Here is a 23511-nt window from a genome sequence, read left to right on the forward strand (position 1 = left end):
CGGCCCGGCGAGCCGGTGCGGGTCGACACCGTCATGGCGCACCACCAGGGCATGTCGCTGGTGGCGCTGGCGGTGGTGCTGCTCGACGAGGCGCCGCGGCGCTGGCTGGGCCGCGACGCGCTGATGCGCGCGGTGCGGCCGCTGCTGCACGAGGCGCCCCCGCGCGAGGCGCCGCCGCTGGGCGAGCCGCTGCCGCTGCCGCCGCCGCGCCGGTTGCGCGTCGAGCGCACCTCGCTGACGGTGGAGGTGCCGCAGGACGGCCCGGTGGCGACGCAGCTGCTGGGCAACGGCCGCTACAGCGTGGGCCTGCGCGCGCATGGCGGCGGCTGGAGCCGCTGGCAGGGCATCGGCATCAGCCGCTGGCGTGATGACGCGCTGCGCGGCTCGCCCGGCACGGTGCTGTGGCTGATGCGCGAGGACGGCCCGACCTCGGCGCCGACCACGCTGACCGCGATGCCCGCGCCCGATCCGTCGGCGCGCTACCGCACCACGCTCGATGGCGACCGGGTGGTGTTCGAGGCGCAGCGCCCGGACCTGCTCAGCCGCGTCGAGGTGCGCGTCAGCCCGGAGGACGATCTCGAGCTGCGCCAGGTCGAGCTGGAGAACCTGGGCGATCGACCGCTGCCGCTGCGCCTGGTCTCGAGCCTGGAGGCGACGCTGTCGGAGCCGCGTGCCGACGAGGCGCATCCGGCCTTCGCCAATCTCTTCGTCGAGGCGGCGGTCGACCGCGGCGACGCGGCGATCCACCTGCGCCGCAAGCCGCGGCTGCAGGGCGAGGCGGAGGTGCACGCGGTTCACTTCCTCGCCGGTGCGCCGGCCGGGCTCGACGAGCCGCCGCAGTTCACCACCGACCGCGCGCGCTGGCTCGGGCGCTGGCACGAGCCGCACCGGCCGCGCGCCGCCGAGGGCGCCGAGCCGGCCGGGCCGGGCGGTGCGCTCGACACCGGGCTGGACCCGGTGGCGGCGATCGGCGTGCGGCTGACGCTGGCGCCGGGCGCGCGGGTGCGGCTGACCTTCGCCACCGCGGCGGCGGCCTCGCGCGAGCAGCTCGATGCGCTGGTCGACAAGTACCGCCAGCCCACGATCGTCGACCGGGTCGCGGCGATGTCGCACACCATGGCGGCGATCCGGCTGCGCGAGATGCAGCTCGACGCCGAGAGCTGGGCCGCGCTGCTGCGCCTGACCACCGCGCTGACCGCGCCGCTGTCGCGCGAGGCGCCGCGCGGCGGACCGGGCGCGCCGACGCCCCGCTGCGACCGGCGCCTGCTGTGGCGCCACGCGATCTCGGGCGACCGCCCGATCCTGCTGGCGACGGTGTCGGACCTGGCCGGGCTGGCGCTGGTGCAGACGCTCAAGCGCGCGCTGCGGCTGTGGACGCAGGGCGGCCTGGCGGTCGATCTGGTGGTGGTCAACACCGAGCCGGCGTCCTACCTCAGCCCGGTCCAGCATGAGCTCAACCTGATGCGCGAGCGCCATCAGGCGCAGCAGGACCCGGCGCTGCCAGCGGTGCGGCGCTCGACGCTGCATGCGCTGGCGCGCGCTGCGCTGACCGAGGACGAGCTGTTCACGCTGCAGACGCTGGCGCGCCTGCACCTGCAGGCCGACAGCCGCACGCTGGGCCAGCAGATGCAGCGCTGGACCGCACGCCTGGCGCAGCAGGACCGCCAGCGCCGCGAGCAGCCGGCCTGGCCGCTGGCGGACCTGCTGCCGCCGGCGTCCGGCGCGGCTCCCGCGGCCGCCGCGGAGGCTCCGGACGGCCGGTTCGAGACTGACACCGGCGCGTTTGCCTTCGAGGTCGACGCACAGCGCCATCCGTCGCGGCCGTGGATCAACGTGCTGGCCAATCCGGGCTTCGGCACGCTGGTGTCGGAGGCGGGTGGCGGGCATGTCTGGGCCGGCAACAGCCGCATGCACATGATCACCGCCTGGTCGAACGACGCGCTGCTCGATCCGCCGTCCGACGGTCTGCTGCTGGTCGACCCGCAGCAGGACGGCCGCGCGCGCTGGATCGGCCGCACGCTCGACGGCGGCGGGCCGCGCCGCGTGCGCCACGGCCAGGGCTGGAGCGAGATCGGCCAGCGCTTCGGTGCGGTCGACACGCTGCTGCAGGTGGTGGTCGATGCCGAGGCGCCGCTGCGCCAGAGCCTGCTGCGGCTGACGCTGGCGCCGGGTGCCCCGGCGCGCCGGGTGCGGCTGACCGGCTGGGTCGAGTGGCTGATGGGCTCGGCGCGCCAGGAGCGGCTGTCGCTGCGCACCGGCGTGCTGGAGCCCGAAGGCCCGGGCGGACCGGCGCTGGCCTGCACCCAGCTCGACCACCTCGGCGGCCAGGGCGGCGCGACCGCCTTCGTGCTGCTGCAGCCGGCACGCGCGCAGGACGCCGACGCGGTGCGGCCGGCCGGCTGGACCTGCGATCGCGCCGAGTTCTTCGACGCGCACGGGCGCATGCGCCTGCCGCAGCAGCCCGGCGGGCGCAGCGGCGCCGGGCTGGACGCCTGCGCGGCGCTGGCGCTTGATGTCGAGCTCGTGCCCGGCCGCGCGGTCGAGCTGGTGCTGCTGCTCGGCCACGGCGAGGACCTGGCCGCGGCGCGGGCGCTGGCCGGGCAGGCCCGGCAGCGCGATCCGCACGAGCGCGCCGCGCAGGCGCGCCAGCGCTGGGACGCGCTGCTCGGCCAGGTCACGGTCGAGACGCCGGACCCGCTGTTCGACATGCTGACCAACCGCTGGCTGCCCTACCAGACGCTGGCGTGCCGGATGTGGGCGCGCGCCGCCTTCTACCAGGCCGGCGGCGCGATGGGCTACCGCGACCAGCTGCAGGACGCGATGGCGCTGACGCACCTGGCGCCGGAGCTGCTCGAGCGCCAGATCCTGATCCACGCCGCGCGCCAGTTCGAGGCCGGCGACGTGCAGCACTGGTGGCACGAGCCGGGCGGCGCGGGCGTGCGCACGCATTTTTCCGACGATCTGCTGTGGCTGCCGCTGGCCTGCGCGCGCCTGATCGAGCGCACCGGCCAGACCGCGGTGCTCGACCGCCTGCTGCCCTTCCTGGTGGGCGGCGAGATCCCGCCCGGCGCGGAGGATCTGTACGAGACGCCGCAGGTCGGCGGCACCCCGGCCAGCGTCTACGAGCACTGCGCGCGCGCCATCGACCGCAGCCTGCGGCTGGGCCCGCACGGCCTGCCGCTGATGGGCACCGGCGACTGGAACGACGGCATGAACCGCATCGGCCACCAGGGCCGCGGCGAGTCGGTCTGGATGGCCTGGTTCCTGTGCGAGGTGGTGCGGCTGGCGCTGCCCTGGGCCGAGGCCCGCGGCGATGCCGCGCGCGTCGCGCACTGGCGCCAGGCGCTGCAGGGCTGGCCGCAGGCGCTCGAGCGCCGCGCCTGGGACGGGCGCTGGTACCTGCGCGCCTTCTTCGACGACGGCTCGCCGCTGGGCAGCGCGGCGGACGACGAATGCCGCATCGACCTGATCGCGCAGGCCTGGGCGGTGCTGTCGGGCGCGGGCGACGCGCAGCGCGCCCGCCAGGCGATGGACAGCGCCTGGACGCACCTGTTCGACACCAAGCACCGCCTGCTGGTGCTGCTCGACCCGCCGCTGCAGCACCACCAGCCCGACGCCGGCTACATCCAGGCCTATCCGCCGGGTGTGCGCGAGAACGGCGGCCAGTACAGCCATGCGGCGGTCTGGGGCCTGATGGCGATGCTGCGGCTTGGCCAGGCCGACCGCGCCTGGGCGGTCTACACCGGCCTGAGCCCGGCGCACCGCTGGAACGACGCCCGGCTCGGGCCGCTGTACGCGCTGGAGCCCTATGTGATGGCGGGCGACACCTACAGCCAGGCGCCGTGGGCCGGGCGGGGCGGCTGGAGCTGGTACACCGGCTCGGCCGCCTGGCTGCTGCGCGCCTCGCTCGAGCATTTCTGCGGCCTGAAGCTGCGCGCCGGCACGCTGGCGCTCGAGCCCTACCTGCCGCCGCACTGGCCGCAGGCGACGCTGCGGCTGGCGCTGGACGGCCGCCGGCTGACGCTGCATGTGGTGCGCGCCGGCGAGGGCGGGCGGCTGGCGCGCGAGCTCGGACCGGCGGCGCGCCAGCTGCAGCCGGGCGAGATCGTGCTGCGCGAGTCGCTGGCCGACGGGGCGGTGCTGTGGCTGGAGCAGGCGCCTTCAGCCGCGTAGCGGCGACAGCGCCAGCAGCTGCGAGGCCACGCGCCGGAAGGCGCCGCCTTCGGGCGGGCACTGCCAGGTCTCGCAGCGGCACAGCCGGCCGTGGCGCTCGCCGGAGAGTCCCTCCAGCAGCATCACGGTGTTCGGGATGCCTTCGCGCAGGCGGCGCGAGACGGCGGTGCCGGCCTGGATGCTCCAGACCCGGCGCGGCGGCCGGGGCTCGGCGCCCGGGGGCGCAGGCAGCGGCTCGACCGCCACCGGCACGACGGCCGGCAGATGGATGTGGCCGCTCAGCAGCAGGTCGGCCCCGGCGCCGGCCCAGGCCGACAGCGCCTCGCGATGATGCGTCGGGCGGTGCACCTCGTCGCCGCTGCGGGTGACATGCAGCGGATGGTGGGTGACGACGACGCGGATCTGGCCCGGCGCGGCCGCCTGCAGCGTGTTGGCGGTGCGCGCGATCTGCGCGCGCGAGAGCGTGCCGTCGCGGTGGCGCCACCAGCGGGTGGTGTCGAGCGTCAGCACCTGCCAGTCGGGCAGGTCGAGCCGCGGCTCGCGCTCCGCGCCGAAGGCGGCGCTCAGGCGCCGGTAGGGATGGCGCAGCCGCTCGGCCAGATCGAACAGCGGAATGTCATGGTTGCCGCCGATCACCAGCCGGTGCGGCACCGGCAGGCGCGCCAGCCAGTCGCGGGCGCTGGCGAACTGCGCGGCGGTCGCGCGCTGGGTGATGTCGCCCGAGAGCACCAGCACCTCCGGGCGCACGCAGGCCACCAGCCGCTCGAGTGCGCTCAGCACCGCGGGCAGCTCGGTGCCGAAATGGGTGTCGGAGAGGTGCAGCAGCCGGCTCATGCCTTCTGGATCAGGCGGAATCGGCCGTGTCGCGGGCGCCGAGCAGCCACAGCGGCCGGGGCGCGACCTCGACACGCAGCGGCAGCGGCAGCCGGATGCGCTCGCCGTCGATCGCGATGCGGACCTGGCGGCGCCCCGGCAGGTCGATGTCGAGCCGGGAGAAGGCGAAGTCCTGCACCGCCTGCGCCCGGCCGAGGCGTCCGATCAGGCCCTGCAGGATCAGGCCCAGCATGCCCGCGCGGCCGACCGGCGCCAGCGTCAGCGCACCCAGGCCGCCCTGGTGCAGCGCCGCGTCGGACAGGCCGACCTCACGCAGCTGCAGCGGGTTGTTGCCGATGAAGAGGGTGGAGGCCTCGCGCTGCTCGCGGTGGCGCTGGCCGTCCAGGTCGGTGCGGGTCAGGTGCAGCCGCCAGCTGCGGCGCGGTCGCATCAGGCTGGCCAGTCCGGCCAGCCGCGCGATCCACTGGCTGCGGCCATGGCGGCGCTTCATTTCCTCGCGTTCTTCCAGCAGCTCGGGATACAGGCCCAGGCTGGCATTGACCAGGAAGATGCGGTCGCCGATGCGGCCGAGCTGCACCGGGCGCATGTCGCCCGCCTCGATCGCGGCGAGCAGGTGGGGCAGCGCCGCGTCGGTGTCGGTCGGCAGGCCGTGCTGGCGACCGAAGAAGTTGAAGGTGCCACGCGGCAGCGCACCGAACGGAATCGGGTGCTCCCAGAGCGCCTGCACGACGGTGTTGAGCGTGCCGTCGCCGCCGGCCGCGACGATCACGCCGCCGTCGCTCCGGGCCCGCGCCACCACCCGTGCCGCCAGCGCGGGCAGCTCGGCCGGCGAGCGTGGCGGGTGGACATGCCAGCGCCGAGTGCCGGGCGGCAGCGCTTCGGTCAGCTGGCGGGTGAGTTCATCCGGCCCGCCACGGCGGCCGCCGGCCCGCGGATTGACGATCAGATGCAGCGGCGCCGTGCGCGCGTCGATCGCAGGCCGGGCAGGCTGCACGGGCTTCATCACGCCAGGCCGGCCGTGCGTTCGTCAGCGCACGACGCTGCCGAGCGGGGTCACGCTCTGCCCGTAGTGCGCATGCACGTCGCGGTGCCACTGCAGATCGCTGGCCTGGGTCGGCCAGTGGTCCTTGTCGAAGCCGGGGGCGTTCTCGAAGGTCTCGGCACGCGCGTCCAGCACGAAGCATTCGCGATTGGTGTCGAGCGTCAGTGCGCCCCACGGAATGGCGAACAGCTTCTCGCCCAGGCCCAGGAAGCCGCCGCTGGACATCACGGCATAGGCGATGCGGCCGCCCGGCACGTCGAGCATGATCTCCTCGATCTTGCCCAGCGTCTCGTCGGCGGTGTTGACCACGGTGTTGCCGGTCAGCGTGGCGGCGGTCATCAGCTCCGGGCCGGGGCCGCTGGTGTCGGACAGGCCCTCGCCGACGATGCGGGCACCTTGGCTGGAGGACGGCGTGGTCATGTAGGGCGAGTTCATGCGGGACTCCTTGTGACCTCCTGGCGGAGGCGGTGGGTTGGGGTGTCCTGATGATGCGCACCCGGCTGCAATCCGCGCGTCAGGCCAGACCGGCTCTGGAGGCCGGACGCATCCTACGTTGTCTGCAGCGCCCCCATCGCCCGCAGCACATCCCAGCACGCGCCCATCGTGTGGTAGTCGGTCTTGCCGGCGGGGCTCTTCTCGTCGGAGTAGGCGCGGTTGTCGGGCGTGAGGATGCGCAGCCAGGCGCCGTGGCGGTGGTCGACCAGGTGCGTCCAGCTGTAGGCCCACAGCCGATCGTAGGCCGACCACCCTGCGGCGTCGCCGGTGCGGATCGCCAGCAGCGCGGCCGCGGCCAGGCTCTCGGCCTGGACCCAGAAGTACTTGTCGGCGTCGCAGACCGTGCCGTCGGGCGCGAAGCCGTAGACCAGGCCGCCGTGCTGCGCGTCCCAGCCGCGGCGCATCGCCACCTCGAAGAAATGCCGCGCGGTCGGCACGATCCAGTCGGGCCGCTGGCTGGCGGGCAGCCGGCTTTCCAGCTGCAGCAACAGCTTGGTCCATTCGGTCAGGTGGCCGGTCTGGAAGCCCCAGGGGCGGAAGATGTTGCTGCGGTCGTGGCGGTTGTAGTCCCAGTCGGGCGTCCAGTCGCGCTGCCAGTGTTCCCAGACCAGCGCGCCGTCGGCCGCCTGCGGCGCGGCCTGCGCGGCCAGGCGCTGCGTGACCGAGGTCGCCAGCGTCAGCGCGCGCTGCAGGTACTTGGCGTCCTGCGTGGCGTCCCACGCGGCCAGGCAGGCCTCGCAGGCGTGCATGTTGGCGTTCTGGCCGCGGTAGGGCGAGAGCGTCTGCCAGTCGGCCGAGGCCTCGTCGGCGTACAGGCCGTGCGCGGGCTCCCAGAAGCGCGTCTCCATCAGCGCGAAGCAGGTCTCCAGACCGGCACGCGCCTCCTCGACGCCGGCCATCAGCGCATGTGCATGCGCCAGCAGCACGAAGGCCTGGCCGTAGGCGTGGTTCGTGCCGTCGATCACCCGCGGGCGGGCGCCCGGTGCGCCGCCGGCAGAGCGGTCCGGATCATGCTCGATCACCCAGGCGTGGCCGCCCTGGGGCTGGGCATGCGCCTCGTCCAGGAAGCGCAGGCCGTGGCGCACCGCCTCCAGCCACTGCGGCCGGCGCTCCAGGTGGCGCCAGGCCATCGCGTGGTTGAAGATGAAGCGGGTGCTGCTGACGAGGTGGCGGGTGCGCCGGTCGTAGACCGTGCCGTCGTCGCGGAAGAAATGGAAGAAGCCTCCGGACGGGTCGATGCAGCGCCCGTCGTAGAAGGCCATCGTGTGGCGGATGTGCGCGCGCAGGACATCGGGCGAGCGGAAGTCGGGCAGGGTGGCGGCGGTCATGGCCCGATGATGACGCAGTGCCCGCGCGCCCGGCATCCGGGCTGCTCCGGTCCTGCCGGGTTTCGTGTCAGGCCACCCGACGCCCGCCGCGCCAGACGCCCAGCACCACCGGCTGACCCGCGACCTCGCGCACCCGCACCAGGTCGGCGCGCAGGCCGGGCGCGATCTCGCCCCGGTCGTGCAGGCCGACGGCGCGGGCCGGGGCCCGGCTGACCTTGGCGATGGCCTGCGGCAGCCGGGCCGCATCGGCCGGCTGCGCCAGGCTGCAGCGCGCCAGCGTCCAGGCCGCGGCCAGCAGCGTCGCCGGCACATAGTCGGAGGAGAGCGCATCGAGCACGCCGGCCTCGACCAGCGCCGCCACCGGCACGTTGCCGGCATGTGAATGGCCGCGCAGCAGATTGGGCGCGCCGCCCAGGGTCAGCAGACCCAGATCGGCCGCCCGCCGGGCGGCTTCCAGCGTGGTCGGAAACTCGCAGATCGAGGCGCCCAGCGCATGGGCCTCGTCGACATGCGCGGCGGTGGTGTCGTCATGCGAGGCCAGCGCCACCCCGAGCGCCCGGGCCAGCGCGACGAAGGCGCCGCGATTGGCCTCGGCCCGGCGGCCGCGCTCGCTCCCGGGGCCGTGCGGCCGGGCGATCTCCTGATCGAACTGCTGGCCGCTCCAGCCCTTCTTGCTGGTGAAGTACAGGCGCGCGCGCACCAGATCGCTCCACTGGCGCTGCCCGGGCGTGTGATCCATCAGCGACATCAGGCCGAGCCGGGGGTGCCCGGCATAGGGTTCGAACAGCTCCAGCGCATTGTCGGCCGGCAGCTCGCAGCGCAGGTGCAGCCGGTGGTCGGCGCGCAGCACGCCGGCCTCGTCGAGCGCATCGAGCACCGCCAGCATCTCGCTCTGGTCGCGGCCGCGAAAGCCCCGCCGGTAGGGATCGCCGATGCCGATCGCGTCGAAGACGGTGGTGATGCCGGCGGCGGCGATCTCGGCGTCATGCGCCTGCACCGCGCTCCAGGTCGGCTGCTGCACGCCCGGGCGCGGCATCGCGTGGCGCTCGTGGTTGTCGGTGTGCAGCTCGACCAGTCCGGGCAGCAGGTGGTCGCCCTCGAGGTCGATCGCGCCCGGCAGCCGCATGCGCCCGGCATCGATGTCGACGATGCGCCCGTCGCGCAGCCGCACGCTGCCGAGCATGACCTGATCCGCCAGCACCAGCCGTGCGCCGGTCAGGACTTTTTCTCCCTGCATGAGTGAATCTTGCATGTTCGCGAGTGTGACCGCCGTTGCTTGCGCGCGGATGTGCACGATTCACAGCTTCCGGAAAGGTACGCAACGGTATTGAATTCGCAAATCTCTCACGGTGGGATGTCACGACCTGCCGGAACAAGGTAGTCTATGTGGCCTTGTCCGAACCTGATCTCCCGTCTGTCCCGGTTGTCCTGCCTCGATGAGTGCCCGCTACGCGATCTACCTGACTCCGCCTGTCGACCACCCGCTGTGGCAGTCCGGCTGCACCTGGCTGGGCCGAGATCCGTCCGGTGACGAGGCGCCGGCGGCACCGGCGCGCCGGGCCGCGCCGTGGCGCTACGGCTTTCATGCGACGCTGAAGACGCCGATGCGGCTGGCCGAGGGCTGCTCGCTGCAGTCGCTGCACCAGGCGCTGTGCGCGCTGGTGCGCACCGTGGCGCCCTTCGACATGCCGGCGCTCGAGGTGGGACTGTTCGAGGATCTGATCGTGCTGCAGCCGGCCGGCCCGCTGGCCGAGGCGCATCCGCTGCGCGACCTGGCGGACCGCTGCATCACCGAGCTGGATGTCTTCCGCGAGCCCGCCACCCCGTCCGATCTGGCGCGCTGGCGGGTGCGTGCGCCGCTCGACGACGAGCAGCAGGCGCTGCTGTCGCGCTGGGGCTGTCCGCATGTGCTCGAGCGCTGGCATTTCCACTGCACGCTCAGCGACCTGATTCCCGACGAGGGCGAGCGTGCGGTCTGGCTGGAGCTGGCGCGCACCTTCTTCGCGCCGGCGCTCGAGCAGCCCTGGCGCTGCGACGCGCTGAGCCTGTTCGTCGAGCCCAGCGTCGGCGCGCCGCTGCAGCTGCTGCGGCGCTACGCCTTGAGCGGCCAGGGCCAGCTCAGAAGCTGAAGCCGATCTTCGCGCCGACCGTCAGCGGATCCTGATCGAGGCCGCCGCGCTCGCGCGTGCCGTGCCAGCCCACATCCACGCCGGTCAGCAGCGCGCCGATGCGCCAGTTCAGGCCGGCGGCCACGCCCAGGCCCGGCAGCGTGCGCGCGGCGCTCGGGGCTTCGACCCGGAACAGGCCCAGGCTCGGGCCGGCGCCGATCGACAGGCCGTCACCCAGCGGCACGGTGTAGCGCGGCGACAGCGTCAGCGTGTCGAAGCGCGTGCCCTCGCGCGAGGCGTGGCTGTAGTTCAGATGGGTGCGGATGCGGCGGTCCGGCGTCTGCATCAGGCCGCACTGCAGCGCCAGCTCCAGACCCCAGGCATTGGCGCTGCGGCCGGGATCCGGGTCGATGCGGCTGCCGGTCAGCGCCAGCGTCGCATCGGGCTTCCAGGCCGGATCGTTCAGCGCCGGCAGCCATTGCCAGCCATCGGCGGCCTGGGCGGCCGGAGCCGCGGTGATCACGAGGGCCGCCAGCAGGGCCGGCAGCAGCGAGACAGAGGGGCGTGCAGTTGCGATCTTCATGGCCCCAATCTAGACCGGCTGACGCGGCGGGAACATGAGATCGATCATGTTCCGGTCCTTGTGCGGCCGCCTGTTCAGGCCGGCCCAAGGCGCACACAGTGACAAATCACCGCGGCTGCGCTCCGGCGATCGCGATGCTCGTGGTGCCCCCGGATCGACGCCCCTTGACCCCGGGCGAAGAATGGGGTCCTGCGGCCCCTACAGTCGGCCGCGAGGAGGTCGTCGGCGATGGACATGCTGAAACGACTGCCCGGCTCGGTCCGGGCTGCGCCCGGGCTGGAGTGGGCGCTGTGGCGACGGCTGCCGGCGCTGCTGCTGTGGGGCACGCTGCTGCCGGCGTTGATCGTGCTGGCGCGCCACCTGATCGGCGAGGTCGGCACCACCGCGCAGGCCGAACGCGACCTGATGGTCTGGACCTACAAGATGATCGGCCTGGTCGTGCTGCACTGGTCGCTGCTGCTGACGCTGGCGGTCGGCTGCTTCATCGTCCGGGTGATGAAGGGCCCGGCCTATGTGGCCGACGCCTACGAGATGGAAGAACTCGACCCGGATCCCTCGCCGCTGCCGCTGCCGCTGCCGCTGTCGGGCCGCTGAGGCCGCTCCATCCGGATCGCGCCGAAGGGGCAGCGCGGCTCGCACTTCGAGCAGCCGGTGCAGCCGGCCTCGTCCTCCAGCACCGAGCGCTTGCGCCAGGCCACCACCTGCAGCGACAGCACATGCGGCGGGCAGACCGCGACGCACCAGCCGCAGCCGGTGCAGCGCGCGGGGTCGATGCGTGGCAGGGGGCGGCGGGGTGCGGGTGTGGGTGACATCGGCTGCCATCATGCCCGGTGCGCCAGCGCCCCACGCTCCCACGCGCTGCGCCCCCACGCCCCGTCATCCTCGCGAAGGCGAGGACCCACGCCCGCCCCGTGCGGCCCTCTTCATGCGTGGGTGCCCGCCTGCGCGGGCATGACGGGAGCAGCGGCGCGCCGCCGCATCTCGACGCGGCGCGGTGGTGCCCCACGGCCGTTCTGTGAAAAATGGCCCGCTTTTGTGTGGCTCCTGTGAGCCTGCATTCCGCTCCCGTTCGGTAGCTATGGTCTGCTTCCAGCCTGAACAAGAAAAAGCGATTCACGCTTCAGGGGTACGGACGTGGCCATCTTTCCACAGGGATACCAGAACATCGCGGCGCGTTGCCGCAACACGGAGGACGGTGGCGCCGAGCGGCGCGTGCTGCGGCAGCTCCAGCGCTGTCTGGAGGACGACTACCTCGTCTGGCACAACGTGCCGGTGGGCAACAAGGGGCGCCTGCCGGACTTCGTGGTGCTGCATCCGGGCCGCGGCCTGCTGGTGCTGGAGGTCAAGGGCTGGCGGGCCGGCGCGCTGCACCAGGTCTCGCGCCACGATGTCGAGCTGAACCTGGCGAACGGGCAGGGGCGGGTGAGCCGGATCCACCCCGGCCTGCAGGCGCGCGGCTACGCGATCGAGCTGGTCAACCAGATGCAGCGCGATCCCTGCCTGTGCCAGACCGAGGGGCGCCACAAGGGCAATCTGGCCGTGCCCTGGGGCAGCGGCGTGGTGTTCGCCAACATCGAGCGCCAGCGCATCACCGATCCGCACTGGGACGAGTTCTTTCCGCCGGCCACCACGCTGACCCGCGAGGATCTGGCCGAGGATCTGGATCCGGCCGTCTTCCAGGAACGGCTGTGGGGCATGTTCACGGTGGAGTTCCGCCTGAAGACGGCGCTGACGCTGCCGCAGCGCGACCGCATCCGCTGGCACCTCTTCCCCGAGATCCGGCTGCAGACGCAGGCTTCGCTGCTGGACGATGACGACGCGAGCGGGCCGGGGGCCACGGTGGCGCCGTCGCCGAGTGAGGCGCTGATGCTGGTGATGGACCTGCAGCAGGAGCAGCTCGCGCGCTCGATGGGCGAGGGGCACCGGGTCATCCACGGCGTGGCCGGGTCGGGCAAGACGATGATCCTTGTCTACCGCGCCCAGCAGTTGGCCGCCGCGGCGCGACCGGACTGGCCGATCCTGGTGCTTTGCTACAACCGGCCGCTGGCGGCGCGCATCGACGCGCTGATGCGGCAGCGGGGGCTGGACGAGCGGGTGCAGGTGCGGACCTTCCACGGCTGGTGCTACGACATGGCCGACACCTACCAGCTCGGCATCCCGAAGAAGGGCTTCCGGCCGGACTACGACGCGCTGGCCGACCGGGTGGTCGAGGCGGTGGCGCATGGCCGCATCCCGCGGGCGCAGTACGCGGCGCTGATGATCGACGAGGCGCACGATTTCGAGGATGCGTGGCTGCGGCTGGCGCCCCAGTTGGTTGATCCGGCGACGAACTCGCTGCTGGTGCTCTACGACGACGCGCAGTCGATCTACCGCCAGCCGCGCCGCAAGTTCAGCTTCGCCAGCGTCGGCATCGAGGCGCGCGGGCGCACGAGCGTGCTGAAGGTGAACTACCGGAACACGGCCGAGGTGCTGAAGCTCGCCACCGCGACCGCCGGCCAGTTGCTGCGCGGCGGCGAGCCGGACGGGGTGGGCGAGGGCGACAGCGACATCGTCCAGCAGACCCCGCTCGGCGCCGGCCGCAGCGGCCCCGCGCCGGAACTGCTGCGCGGACGCACGCCGCGCGAGGAGGCCGAACTGGTCGCCGACCGCCTCGTCGATGCGCTGGCGGACGGCGTGTCACCGGCCGACATCGGCATCCTGGCCCGCCGGCATGACCTGCTCGACCCGGTGGAAAAAGCGCTGCACCTGCGCGGCATCCGCACCCAGCGCCTGCAGCGCGCGGGAACCTGGGAGCCGGACAGCGTCAAGCTCACCACGCTGCATGCCTCCAAGGGGCTGGAGTTCCACACCGTCGCCATCGTCGGGCTGCAGGCCGTGCCGGATGCGCACCACAGCGAGGAGGAGGAATGGCGCCTGCTGTATGTGGCGATGACGCGGGCGACGTATCGGCTGGTGTTGGGGGCTTGTGGGGAGTCGGGGGCGGTGGAGAGGGTTGCGGTTGGGGTAGGCAGCAAGGCGGAGTATTCTCCGGCTACGGCTTAAGTTTATTAATATCGGCAACCGAATTGGTGGTTTGCGATACTTTAATTGATGCGGTTGTATTTCACGAATCCGGAAGCGGTTTGTTGATTTTGTAATTCAAATGGGGGCGACATGGAACAAGTATCACTGCTGGAAGATCAGTCTTATCTCTACGATAAGAGGTTCCTGAATAAATATGCGGGAAGTATTATAACTGACCCGTCCACGGCAATCGTTGAACTGGTTGCTAACTGTTGGGATGCCTATGCTACTGACGTTCAAATCACTCTTCCTGACAGAAAGCAAGGCAGGAATTTCAAGATTGTTGATAACGGCAAGGGTATGACTCGAGATGAGTTTGCCTTCATTTGGCGAACATGGGACTACAACCGAATTAGCGCTCAAGGTCAAAGCAGTGAACCTCCGCCAGAGGTTGATGGCGTTCCAAGGACAGTATTTGGTAAAAATGGCAAGGGCCGATTTGCCAGTTTCTGCTTTGCCAGTGAGTATCTGATAACTTCCCGAAAGAATGGTCAAGAGTTTGTTTGCAAAGTCAGCAGAACCTCGACTCGCCCCCTTGTTCTTGAGGAGGTTTCTTTCAAGGCCGAAGGTGTGGATGGCCACGGCACCATTATCCAAGGTACTGGTGAAATTCCCTATCTTCAGTTCGCCGAGGAAAAAGCGAGAGAGGTGCTTGGCGGTCGCTTCCTCGCGAACCCCGCTTTCAAGGTGTTTATTGGCGGCCGAGCAATAACTTTCAATGATATACCTGAATATCTCAGCAAGGCAGAGGTTGAGGTTCAAGGCTTTGGCACGGTAACCATTCTGCACATCGATACTAAAAAAGCAGACAAGACCACAAAGCAGCATGGCATCGCTTGGTGGGTGCAGGACCGAGCCGTAGGACAGTGTAACTGGAGCGCGAGCGACTATTCACGCATCCTTGATGGGCGAACCACCGAGGCTAAAAGGTTTACCTTCATCGTGAAGGCTGATTTTCTCAATGAACACGATGCAGTCAAGGAAGACTGGAGTGGTTTCAAGGAAGACTGTGATGTTTGGTCAAAGACCAGAGCAGCCGTCCAGGATCGCATTTGTCAGATTATTGATGGCACCAGCAAAGAGGAGCGAGCCAACACCAAGGCGGCAGTGAAGGATAAAGTTGGAAATTCCATCAACAAGCTATCGCCTATCAGCAAAGAGCGAGTTACGACTTTTGTCGATGAAGTGGTTGATACCTGCCCAAACTTCGGGGAAACGGAAATAGTCCAGCTGACGACTATACTTGCCAAATTGGAGCAATCAAAATCCCGCTATGGATTATTGGATATATTGCACAAGTGCGAGCCTGACGACTATGACAAGCTGCATGAGATATTGGCTGAATGGACCATTGGGATGGCAAAGCTGGTTCTTGATGAAATCCAGAATCGCCTAAGGCTTATTGGAGAACTTCGGATCAAACTTCAGAAGGTCGGCATTGATGAAGTACATGAGCTTCAGCCTCTTTTTGAAAGAGGCTTGTGGATGTTCGGCGCACAGTTCGAATCTATCGAGTTTACATCGAATGTTGGGATGACTCAGGTCATCAAAACAATTTTCAAGGATAAGGTAGGCAAAGGCACTAGGAATCGGCCTGACTTCGTCGCTCTCCCTGATTCCAGCATCGGTTTCTATGCCCGTCCCTCTTATAACGATAACCATGATGAAGATGGAGTTTCTCATCTGGTAATCATTGACTTGAAGACCACCGGCCTAGCTCTTGGAAGCCAAGAAAAAGGGCAGGTTTGGAAGTATGTCAAGGAGCTTCGTGATCGAGGATATCTCAAGCCTACGGCCAAGGTTGATGGCTTTTTACTTGGTGACAAGATTGAACCTGGTGAGGCGGAGCCTAATTTGCATGGGGATTTTGTGATTATTTATCCGATGCTCTATGACACTATCTTGGTACGCGCCGAAAAAAGGCTCTTGAACCTTCATAAGAAAGTAAAGGATGCTCCTTTCCTACTTGAGCAGCAGGAGTCCCTAAGGTCATTTATGCAACCCGTTCAGGTTACTCAGATGGAATTGGCAGAGAGCGTAAGCTCCCCCTGCAAGTAGACAGCCGAAACCAGAGACTGCGGCCCAGCCTGAAAGGATCGCGCCGATGAGGCAGCGCAAGTTCAGCGAGAACCGGACCGTTGCGATCCTGAAAGAACCAGCAGCCTTGCCGCAGCGATCCGCGCCCTGAAAGCCTCATCGAGCGTGGCCCAGTCGACCACGTCGACCCGCCAGGGCAGATCGGATTCGGAGAACGCCTCCGCCAGTGCGGCTTGCTCGTCCAGCGTGAGCGCATGGGCGCCGATCACGGCCAGATCGAGATCCGACCAGGGCTTGGGCGGATGCGCGCCGCCGCCGGCGCGTGAACCGAAGGCCCAGACTTCCCGTTCTGGCAGCAGCCGGGCCAGGATCTGCCGGACGAGGGCCAGATGGTGCGGCTCGATCGACAGCCGTGCTGCCAGAGCCGCCTCATCGGCCGGCGCGGTCATCCCCGGCGCTCCAGCGCCTCGAGCAGGCCGCGTGCATCGGCCACGAAGGGGCGGATGCCTTCGTGGACCTGCCGCGCCTTGCCCACGTCATCGATGTGCGAGGTCGTGCCGCGCATCTGCCGGTAGCGGAACCAGGCCTCGACATCCCGCACCAGCCCCTTTTCCGCCCCGACCCGCAGCAGGTCGCGAAAGCCGAGCTGGTCGGTCTCTCCCGGCGTGGCCGCTTCCGCCTCGAGCTGGCGCTTCAGCATCTTCGTCGCCAGCTCGTAGACGAACTCGAAGTTCTGGATGACGCCCGCGAACAGCGTGTTGCGCACCGCGTCCGACTGGGCCTGCAGCCACGCCACGTCCTCGGTGACGCGCAGGCTGTCTTCCAGCGAGGTCAGCGCGCGGCGCAGCGGGGTGAGGTCGAGGGTGAAGGACACCTTGAACGTCACGCGTCGATGTTCGCCGCCCTCAGCGCATTGCTCTCGATGAAGTCGCGCCGCGGCTCGACCTCGTCGCCCATCAGCATCGTGAAGACCTTGTCGGCCTCGATGGCGTCCTCGATCTGGACCTTGAGCAGGCGGCGGACCGTCGGGTCCATCGTGGTTTCCCAGAGCTGCTCGGGGTTCATCTCGCCCAGGCCCTTGTAGCGCTGGCGGCCGACCGAGCTTTCGGCCTGCTGCAGCAGCCAGGCCATCGCGGCGCGGAAGTCGGCGACGCGGATCTCCTTCTGGCGCTCGCCCTCGCCGCGGCGCGCGACCGCCTCGGGCGTCAGCAGGCCCTTGAAGGTGCGGCCGGCCTCGCTCAGCGCTTCGTAGTCGGCGCCGTGCACGAAGTCGGCGGTGATGACGCTGCTCTTGACGTTGCCGTGGTGGCGGCGGCTGATGCGCAGATAGGGCTTGTCGCTGCGCGGGTCGATCTCGGCGCTGACCTCGGCGTCGTGCAGCGCGGCCTTCAGCGCCTCGGCGCTGGCGGCGGCGTGCGTGGCGTCCTCCAGGTCCAGCGTCAGGCCGTCGCTGATCGCGCGCAGCGCCTCGACGTCCATCCAGTTCGACAGCCGGTCGATGACGTTGGCGGCCTTGACGTACTGGCCGGCAAGCCGGTCCAGCGCCTCGCCGCGGATGGCCTCGCGGCCCTCGCCGGGCTCGACCACCGCGCCGTCCAGCGCCACGCGCACCAGGTACTCGTCCAGCGCGGCGGCGTCCTTCAGGTACTGCTCCTGCTTGCCGTGCTTGACCTTGTAGAGCGGCGGCTGCGCGATGTAGATGTGGCCGCGCTCGACCAGATCGGGCATCTGGCGGTAGAAGAAGGTCAGCAGCAGCGTGCGGATGTGGGCGCCGTCCACGTCCGCGTCGGTCATGATGATGATGCGGTGGTAGCGCAGCTTGTCCGGGTTGAAGTCGTCGCCGCCCATGCCCTGGCCGATGCCGGTGCCCAGGGCGGTGATCAGCGTCAGGATCTCGTTGCTGGACAGCAGCTTCTCGTAGCGCGCGCGCTCGACGTTCAGGATCTTGCCGCGCAGCGGCAGGATCGCCTGGAACTTGCGGTCGCGGCCCTGCTTGGCCGAGCCGCCGGCGGAGTCACCCTCGACGATGTAGATCTCGCACAGCGTCGGGTCCTTCTCCTGGCAGTCGGCCAGCTTGCCCGGCAGGCCCAGGCCGTCGAGCACGCCCTTGCGGCGCGTCATCTCGCGGGCCTTGCGCGCGGCGTCGCGGGCCCGCGCGGCGTCGACGATCTTGCCGCAGATGGTCTTGGCGTCGGTCGGGTTCTCCAGCAGCCAGTCGGTCAGCAGGCGGCTGACGATGTCCTCCACCGGCGCGCGCACTTCCGACGACACCAGCTTGTCCTTCGTCTGCGAGCTGAACTTCGGCTCCGGCACCTTCACCGAGACGACGCAGGCCAGACCTTCGCGCATGTCCTCGCCGCTGATCTCGACCTTCGCCTTCTTGGCGATGTCGTTGTCCTCGATGTACTTGTTGATGACGCGCGTCATCGCCGCGCGCAGGCCGGTCAGGTGGGTGCCGCCGTCGCGCTGCGGGATGTTGTTGGTGAAGCAGAGCACCGACTCGGAGAACGCGTCGTTCCACTGCATCGCCACCTCGACACCGATCGTCGTGCCCTGGTCGCTGGGCTTCTCGCCGACGGCGTGGAAGATGTTCGGGTGCAGGACCTTCTTGCCCTTGTTGACGAACTCCACGAAGCCCTTGACGCCGCCGGCGTAGGCGAAGTTGTCCTCCTTGCCGCCGTTGCGCTCGTCGACCAGGCGGATCTTCACGCCGTTGTTCAGGAACGAGAGTTCGCGCAGGCGCTTGGCCAGGATGTCGTAGTGGAACTCGTTGTTCTGCTGGAAGATCTCGGTGTCGGGCAGGAAGTGCACCTCGGTGCCGCGCTTGTCGGTCTCGCCGGTGACGCGCATCGGGCTGGTCTCGACGCCGTCGCGCAGCTCGATCACCCGGTCCTGCGGCACGCCCTTGCGGAAGTCGATCTGGTGCACCCGGCCGTCGCGGCGCACCGTCAGGCGCAGCCACTTCGACAGGCCGTTGACGCAGGACACGCCCACGCCGTGCAGGCCGCCCGACACCTTGTACGAGTTCTGGTTGAACTTGCCGCCGGCATGCAGCTCGGTCAGCGCGATCTCGGCGGCCGAGCGCTTGGGCTCGTGCTTGTCGTCCATCTTCACGCCGGTCGGAATGCCGCGGCCGTTGTCGATGACCGAGATCGAGTTGTCGGTGTGGATGGTGACGACGATGTCGTCGCAGTGGCCGGCCAGGGCCTCGTCGATCGAGTTGTCGACGACCTCGAAGACCAGATGGTGCAGGCCGGTGCCGTCGGAGGTGTCGCCGATGTACATGCCCGGGCGCTTGCGCACCGCTTCCAGCCCTTCCAGGATCTGGATGCTGCCCTCGCCGTAGGCGGCGGAGGCGTCCGCGGTGGCCGGGATCGGAGTGGGGGAGGGCAGGTTCAGGTCGCTCATGTCGCTCTTGCAGAAAGGCCGGAGCGGGCCGGAGCCCGCTCGGGTGATGGGTTCACGCCATGCCGGTCGGTCTGACATTGTCGCCGACCGGGCCGCCGGGGCGGTCAGATGCGCATCGGCATGACCACGTACTTGAAGCCGCTGTCGTCCGGACGGGTGAACAGCGCCGAGCTGCCGGCGTCCTGCAGCGACAGCGTCACCATCTCCTGGTCCATGTTGGACAGCACGTCCATCAGGTAGGTGACGTTGAAGCCGATCTCGATGGTCGGGCCGTCGTAGTCGATTTCCAGCTCTTCCTTGGCCTCTTCCTGCTCGGCGTTGCTGGAGGCGATCTTCAGCAGGCCGGTCTCGAAGTTCAGGCGCACGCCCTTGAACTTCTCGCTGGTCAGGATGGCCGCACGCTGCAGGCTGGTCAGCAGCGCGGCGCGGCCCAGCGTGACGTGGTTGCGGTGGTTCTTCGGGATGACGCGGTTGAAGTCGGGGAACTTGCCCTCGACCAGCTTGGTGACGAACTCCATGCCGCCGAAGACGAAGCGCGCCTGGTTGGTGGCGAAGCCCATCTCGATCGGTGCGCCCTCGTCGTCCTTGGCCGCCTTGCCGCTGTCCTTGAGCAGGCGCTGCAGCTCCAGCACCGTCTTGCGCGGCAGGATCACCTCCTGCTTCGGGATCTCGACATCGAGCGTGGCCTGGGCGAGGGCCAGGCGGTGGCCGTCGGTGGCCACCAGCGTCAGCGTGTGGCCCTCGGCGACGAAGAGAATGCCGTTGAGGTAGTAGCGGATGTCATGCACCGCCATCGCGAAGTGCACCTGGTCGATCAGGTGCTTGAGCGTCTTCTGCGGCACGCTGAAGGTCGGGCCGAAGTCGGCCGCTTCCTGCACCAGCGGAAAGTCGTCGGCGGGCAGGGTCTGCAGCGTGAAGCGGCTCTTGCCGCCCTGCAGCGTCAGCTTGTTCTGCGCCGCGCTCAGCGTGACGATCTGGTCGCCGGGCAGGGTGCGCAGGATGTCGATCAGCTTGCGCGCGCCCACCGTGATGCTGAAGTCGCCGGCGTCGCCGCCCATCTCGGCGCGGGTGCGCACCTGGATCTCGAGATCGCTGGTGGTGAACTCGCATTCCGGACCCTGCTTGCGCAGCATCACGTTGGCCAGGATCGGCAGCGTGTGGCGACGCTCGACGATGCCGGAGACCGCCTGCAGGGCGGCGAGGAGTTTGTCCTGCGGTGCTTTCAAGACGATCATGAGGTGGGTCTCTGCGGTGAGGTGGTTCCGTCCTGTGGACTCGCTCAGCCCTTCAGGGTCTGCTCGAGCACATGCAGCTGCTGGTTCAGTTCGGTGTTCTTGTGGCGCTCCTCGGCGATCTTGCGCACCGCGTAGAGCACCGTGGTGTGATCGCGCCCGCCGAAGAGCTCGCCGATCTCGGGCAGGCTCTTCTGCGTCATCTCCTTGGCCAGGTACATCGCGATCTGGCGCGGCCGCGCGATGCTGGACGGGCGCTTCTTGCTGTACATGTCGGCGATCTTGATCTTGTAGAAGTCGGCGACCGTCTTCTGGATGTTCTCGACCGAGATCTGGCGGTTCTGGATCGACAGCAGATCCTTCAGCGCCTCGCGCGTCAGCGCGATGTTGATCACCTTGTGGCTGAAGCGCGAGTAGGCGACGACCTTGCGCAGCGCGCCTTCGAGCTCGCGCACGTTGGCGCGCACGTTCTTGGCGATGAAGAAGGCGACCTCCTCGGGCATCGCGCAGCCCTCGGCCTCGGCCTTCTTCATCAGGATGGCCACGCGCATCTCCAGCTCCGGCGGCTCGATCGCCACCGTCAGGCCCGAGTCGAAGCGGCTGGTCAGGCGCTCGTCGATGTCCACCAGCCCCTTGGGGTAGGTGTCGCTGGTCATGACGATGTGCGCGCGCTTGGACACCAGCGCCTCGAAGGCGTTGAAGAACTCCTCCTGCGTGCGGTCCTTGCCGGCGAAGAACTGCACGTCGTCGATCAGCAGCAGGTCGAGCGAGTGGTACTTCGCCTTCAGCTCGTCGAAGGTCTTGCGCTGGTAGTTGCGCACCACGTCCGAGATGAACTGCTCGGCGTGCAGGTAGAGCACGCGCGCGTCGGCACGCTCGCGCAGCATCGCGTTGCCGACCGCGTGGATCAGGTGCGTCTTGCCCAGGCCGACGCCACCGTACAGGAACAGCGGGTTGTACATGCCGCCGGGCGAGCCGACGACATGCAGCGCGGCGGTGCGCGCCATCTGGTTGGCGCGGCCCGGCACCAGGGTGTCGAAGGTCAGCAGCGGGTTGATGCGCCCGCGGGTGCTGGTCGGCGCCGAGGGCGGCGGCACGGTGGGGATCAGCAGCGCCGGCGCAGCCAGGCCGGCCTGAGCGGGCGCCGGCGCCGGAGGCACCTGCCGGGCGACGATCGGCGCCGGTGTGGCGGCCCGGGCGGGTGATGTGCCGGACGAGGCGGCGGGCGCCGGGGCGGGCGAGGGCGAGTCCTCGGCGCTGGCGCGCTGTCGACGCGCCAGCGCCGCCGAGGCCTTGGCCAGCGCCGCGGATGCCGAGATCGCGCCCAGCACGTCGGTCGGGCGCGCCGAGGCGCCGGCCGGCGCCGCACTGGTGGTCGCCGCGCCCGCAGCCGGGCTTGCGACGACCGCCGCTGCGGCGACCGGTCTCGTGGGGGCTTCGGCCGAAGGCGCCGGTTCGACCGGCGGCTCGGCGTCCATGTCGGGCAGCGCCGGCAGATCGGGCAGATCAGGCAGATGCTCCGACAGCGCGGTGCGAGGCACGGGCTTCGGCAGCGGCGGGCGGGTGCGAGTGGCCGGCGCGGCGGCCGGCAGATCCGGCAGCGCTGCGGGTGGCGTGTCGTCCAGCCGGCTGGAGATGAAGGACGCTGCCGCTGCCGCATCCGCCGCCAGCCGGGCCAGCGCCGGGGATTCGGCCAGCGGCGAGAGGTCGGCGGCCAGCACCAGCGGCGTGGCCGGCTCGGCCACCTTCCGCGCGCCTGCGCGCGTGCGAGCACGCGCACCTGAAGCCGCCGATGTGGCCGAACTCCGTGCGCCTGCCGGCGGCAGGTCGAGCATCGACATCTGCACCGGATCATGGACCGGCGTGTCGGCTGGGGGCGGGGTCGGGGCCGGGTCGGCCAGCGCCGGCGGCCCGGCGGGCAGCGGCGGACTCGCAGGCGCTGGCACGGGGGCGGGCGCAGGCGCAGGTGCCGCCTCGCGCGCGCCCGCGATATGCAGTTCGAGCCGGACCGGCATGCCGGCGATCTCGCTCAGGATGCGCTCGATGCGCTCGCCGAACTGCGAGCGGATCCAGTCGCGCTTGAACCGGTTGGGAGCGCACAGGTCGACGCGAACCGCCGCGCCGTCCACGGTCACGTCGGCCGGGGGAAGCGGGCGGATCCACGTGTTGAACTGCTGTTGCGGCAGCTCGGCGGCGAGGCGTTCAAGGCCTCTATCCCACAGGTCCGTTTGCATGTGCTGAAAATTGTGGACAACTTCGAGCGAAGGGGCGCGATTGTATCGACATCGAAGCGGCCCGGGTGAGGTTATCCACAGATTCGCCGGCAGGGTCAATCCCCCCTGACGCGTCGACGATCCGGGTTCAGCATTGACTCATCGGCAAGTCGCGTGCTGTAATCGAGGGTTTCCCGAATCAGGGCGCCTTCGGGGTGCTCACACGTCAAGGCAAGAGGATTCATCATGAAGCGCACCTACCAACCGTCGAAGACCCGCCGTGCCCGCACCCATGGCTTCCTGGTCCGCATGAAGACCCGTGGCGGCCGTGCCGTGCTGAATGCACGCCGCGCCAAGGGCCGCAAGCGTCTGGCCGTCTGATTCCAGGGCTTTCAGGTCCTTTCCGGGCGTGAGCGGACCCTCAGAGTCGCGTCGGTTCGACCGGCTCAGCGGCCCCTCCCGCTTCGAGGCCGTGATGGCAGTGCGGCCCTGCGCGCGCACTGCCCGTTTCATGGTCCACCACCTCCCCCTTCCGCTGCCCATGCCAGCACCGATCGATCAGGTCGATCCGGTGGCCTCCGGCATGGTTTTGCCTGTGGACAAGTCTGACGGACATGCCATCGCTCCGGCTGTGGATAACTCTGTGGAAAAGTCTGTGGATGAATCTGTGGAAAAGGTTGTGGAAAACCTGTTCGTTCCCGGGCAGTCGACTTCGCTCCGGCTGGGTCTGGTCGTGCCGAAACGGCATGCCCGGCGCGCGGTGACCCGCACGCTGGTCAAGAACCAGCTCCGCGACGCGATGCGACGCCATCTTCCGCACCTCGCCCCCGGCGACTGGGTGCTGCGCCTGCGTGCGCCGATCGACCGCGCGCGTTTCCCGAGCGCGCGCTCCGAGGCGCTGGCGGCCGAACTGCGCGCCGAGATCGATCGCCTGCTGGCCGACGCGATGCGTCGCACGGCCCGGCATTGCGCCGCGCCTTCGTCCTGATCCGGGC

Annotated in this window: 19 protein-coding genes and 1 pseudogene; 7 read left to right on the forward strand and 13 right to left on the reverse strand. The window is 69.4% G+C overall.

The genetic code is table 11. The features are described from left to right. The coding region (locus HZU84_RS06305) for a GH36-type glycosyl hydrolase domain-containing protein (RefSeq protein ID WP_375139022.1) at positions 1-4173 on the forward strand (4173 nt) is incomplete at its 5' end. Here HZU84_RS06305 and HZU84_RS06310 read toward each other — a convergent pair. From HZU84_RS06310 to HZU84_RS06330, 5 genes are all read right to left on the reverse strand, one after another. After that, complete coding sequence (locus HZU84_RS06310; protein ID WP_149504780.1) at positions 4162-5007, reverse strand: metallophosphoesterase family protein; 846 nt, start codon at positions 5005-5007, stop codon at positions 4162-4164. The genes HZU84_RS06305 and HZU84_RS06310 overlap by 12 nt on opposite strands. 10 nt (positions 5008-5017) lie before the next feature. After that, positions 5018-6010 (reverse strand): diacylglycerol/lipid kinase family protein, encoded by a 993-nt coding sequence (locus HZU84_RS06315; protein WP_149504779.1) that lies wholly within the window; start codon positions 6008-6010, stop codon positions 5018-5020. Between the two features lie 24 nt (positions 6011-6034). Continuing rightward, the gene (locus tag HZU84_RS06320; protein ID WP_244954348.1) at positions 6035-6484 is read right to left on the reverse strand and encodes a PRC-barrel domain-containing protein; all 450 of its coding nucleotides are present in this window, start codon (positions 6482-6484) and stop codon (positions 6035-6037) included. A gap of 113 nt (positions 6485-6597) precedes the next feature. Then, the gene (locus HZU84_RS06325; RefSeq protein WP_149504778.1) at positions 6598-7872 is read right to left on the reverse strand and encodes an AGE family epimerase/isomerase; all 1275 of its coding nucleotides are present in this window, start codon (positions 7870-7872) and stop codon (positions 6598-6600) included. 67 nt (positions 7873-7939) lie between these two features. Further along, on the reverse strand, positions 7940-9124 hold the full coding sequence (locus HZU84_RS06330) for an alpha-D-ribose 1-methylphosphonate 5-triphosphate diphosphatase (protein WP_244954347.1): 1185 nt from the start codon (positions 9122-9124) through the stop codon (positions 7940-7942). A gap of 184 nt (positions 9125-9308) precedes the next feature. Between HZU84_RS06330 and HZU84_RS06335 the strand changes: the two genes are divergently transcribed. Further along, positions 9309-10001 carry a DUF1045 domain-containing protein gene (locus HZU84_RS06335; protein WP_149504777.1) on the forward strand — a complete coding sequence of 231 codons (693 nt, stop codon included), beginning with the start codon at positions 9309-9311 and terminating at the stop codon, positions 9999-10001. Here HZU84_RS06335 and HZU84_RS06340 read toward each other — a convergent pair. Then, positions 9991-10563 (reverse strand): hypothetical protein, encoded by a 573-nt coding sequence (locus HZU84_RS06340; RefSeq protein WP_149504776.1) that lies wholly within the window; start codon positions 10561-10563, stop codon positions 9991-9993. The genes HZU84_RS06335 and HZU84_RS06340 overlap by 11 nt on opposite strands. 228 nt (positions 10564-10791) lie before the next feature. Here HZU84_RS06340 and HZU84_RS06345 point away from each other — a divergent pair, with 228 nt between their 5' ends. Beyond that, positions 10792-11157: a hypothetical protein gene (locus HZU84_RS06345; protein WP_149504775.1), complete on the forward strand. Its 366-nt coding sequence runs from the start codon at positions 10792-10794 to the stop codon at positions 11155-11157. On the opposite strand, the gene HZU84_RS06350 is transcribed toward HZU84_RS06345, so the two are convergent. Further along, complete coding sequence (locus HZU84_RS06350) at positions 11088-11375, reverse strand: ATP-binding protein (RefSeq protein WP_149504774.1); 288 nt, start codon at positions 11373-11375, stop codon at positions 11088-11090. The genes HZU84_RS06345 and HZU84_RS06350 overlap by 70 nt on opposite strands. Before the next feature lie 322 nt (positions 11376-11697). Between HZU84_RS06350 and HZU84_RS06355 the strand changes: the two genes are divergently transcribed. Further along, positions 11698-13605 carry a DEAD/DEAH box helicase gene (locus HZU84_RS06355; RefSeq protein WP_219340874.1) on the forward strand — a complete coding sequence of 636 codons (1908 nt, stop codon included), beginning with the start codon at positions 11698-11700 and terminating at the stop codon, positions 13603-13605. A 111-nt stretch (positions 13606-13716) separates the two neighbouring features. After that, positions 13717-15684, forward strand: coding sequence for an ATP-binding protein (locus HZU84_RS06360; protein WP_244954346.1), 1968 nt, complete (start codon positions 13717-13719; stop codon positions 15682-15684). Between the two features lie 62 nt (positions 15685-15746). On the opposite strand, the gene HZU84_RS06365 is transcribed toward HZU84_RS06360, so the two are convergent. The 6 genes and pseudogenes from HZU84_RS06365 to HZU84_RS06390 all read right to left on the reverse strand — a co-directional run. Beyond that, positions 15747-16112: a nucleotidyltransferase family protein gene (locus tag HZU84_RS06365; RefSeq protein ID WP_149504773.1), complete on the reverse strand. Its 366-nt coding sequence runs from the start codon at positions 16110-16112 to the stop codon at positions 15747-15749. After that, positions 16109-16549, reverse strand: a complete 441-nt coding sequence (locus tag HZU84_RS06370; protein WP_219340875.1) for an HI0074 family nucleotidyltransferase substrate-binding subunit — start codon at positions 16547-16549, stop codon at positions 16109-16111. Before HZU84_RS06370 ends, HZU84_RS06365 begins: the two co-directional genes overlap by 4 nt. Then, on the reverse strand, positions 16546-19071 hold the full coding sequence (gene gyrB / locus HZU84_RS06375) for a DNA topoisomerase (ATP-hydrolyzing) subunit B (protein ID WP_149504772.1): 2526 nt from the start codon (positions 19069-19071) through the stop codon (positions 16546-16548). Before gyrB ends, HZU84_RS06370 begins: the two co-directional genes overlap by 4 nt. Positions 19072-19175: 104 nt before the next feature. Then, positions 19176-20306, reverse strand: coding sequence for a DNA polymerase III subunit beta (dnaN, locus tag HZU84_RS06380; protein WP_149504771.1), 1131 nt, complete (start codon positions 20304-20306; stop codon positions 19176-19178). Between the two features lie 44 nt (positions 20307-20350). Next, a complete protein-coding gene (gene dnaA / locus HZU84_RS06385; protein ID WP_257644544.1) occupies positions 20351-21781 on the reverse strand; it encodes a chromosomal replication initiator protein DnaA in 1431 nt (476 codons plus the stop codon). 561 nt (positions 21782-22342) lie between these two features. Then, positions 22343-22537: pseudogene (locus HZU84_RS06390) on the reverse strand (DnaA N-terminal domain-containing protein); the annotation flags it as partial. Positions 22538-22762: 225 nt separating this feature from the next. On the opposite strand from HZU84_RS06390, the gene rpmH reads away from it, so the two are divergent. Both rpmH and HZU84_RS06400 read left to right on the forward strand, forming a co-directional pair. Beyond that, a complete protein-coding gene (rpmH, locus tag HZU84_RS06395) occupies positions 22763-22897 on the forward strand; it encodes a 50S ribosomal protein L34 (RefSeq protein WP_037482511.1) in 135 nt (44 codons plus the stop codon). 160 nt (positions 22898-23057) lie between these two features. Continuing rightward, positions 23058-23504: a ribonuclease P protein component gene (locus tag HZU84_RS06400; protein ID WP_338054781.1), complete on the forward strand. Its 447-nt coding sequence runs from the start codon at positions 23058-23060 to the stop codon at positions 23502-23504. Positions 23505-23511 lie beyond the last annotated feature (7 nt).

The organism is Sphaerotilus sulfidivorans (assembly GCF_013426975.1).
Classification (GTDB): domain Bacteria; phylum Pseudomonadota; class Gammaproteobacteria; order Burkholderiales; family Burkholderiaceae_C; genus Sphaerotilus; species Sphaerotilus sulfidivorans.

Coding starts and splice junctions, on each gene's coding strand:
- HZU84_RS06345 (WP_149504775.1), top strand. CDS start 10,792: ATGGACATGCTGAAACGACTGCCCGGCTCGGTCCGGGCTGCGCCCGGG.
- HZU84_RS06330 (WP_244954347.1), bottom strand. CDS start 9,124: ATGCAAGATTCACTCATGCAGGGAGAAAAAGTCCTGACCGGCGCACGG.
- HZU84_RS06350 (WP_149504774.1), bottom strand. CDS start 11,375: ATGTCACCCACACCCGCACCCCGCCGCCCCCTGCCACGCATCGACCCC.
- HZU84_RS06340 (WP_149504776.1), bottom strand. CDS start 10,563: ATGAAGATCGCAACTGCACGCCCCTCTGTCTCGCTGCTGCCGGCCCTG.
- HZU84_RS06335 (WP_149504777.1), top strand. CDS start 9,309: ATGAGTGCCCGCTACGCGATCTACCTGACTCCGCCTGTCGACCACCCG.
- HZU84_RS06400 (WP_338054781.1), top strand. CDS start 23,058: ATGCCAGCACCGATCGATCAGGTCGATCCGGTGGCCTCCGGCATGGTT.
- gyrB (WP_149504772.1), bottom strand. CDS start 19,071: ATGAGCGACCTGAACCTGCCCTCCCCCACTCCGATCCCGGCCACCGCG.
- HZU84_RS06315 (WP_149504779.1), bottom strand. CDS start 6,010: ATGAAGCCCGTGCAGCCTGCCCGGCCTGCGATCGACGCGCGCACGGCG.
- HZU84_RS06365 (WP_149504773.1), bottom strand. CDS start 16,112: ATGACCGCGCCGGCCGATGAGGCGGCTCTGGCAGCACGGCTGTCGATC.
- HZU84_RS06360 (WP_244954346.1), top strand. CDS start 13,717: ATGGAACAAGTATCACTGCTGGAAGATCAGTCTTATCTCTACGATAAG.
- HZU84_RS06320 (WP_244954348.1), bottom strand. CDS start 6,484: ATGAACTCGCCCTACATGACCACGCCGTCCTCCAGCCAAGGTGCCCGC.
- dnaA (WP_257644544.1), bottom strand. CDS start 21,781: ATGGACGCCGAGCCGCCGGTCGAACCGGCGCCTTCGGCCGAAGCCCCC.
- dnaN (WP_149504771.1), bottom strand. CDS start 20,306: ATGATCGTCTTGAAAGCACCGCAGGACAAACTCCTCGCCGCCCTGCAG.
- HZU84_RS06310 (WP_149504780.1), bottom strand. CDS start 5,007: ATGAGCCGGCTGCTGCACCTCTCCGACACCCATTTCGGCACCGAGCTG.
- rpmH (WP_037482511.1), top strand. CDS start 22,763: ATGAAGCGCACCTACCAACCGTCGAAGACCCGCCGTGCCCGCACCCAT.
- HZU84_RS06325 (WP_149504778.1), bottom strand. CDS start 7,872: ATGACCGCCGCCACCCTGCCCGACTTCCGCTCGCCCGATGTCCTGCGC.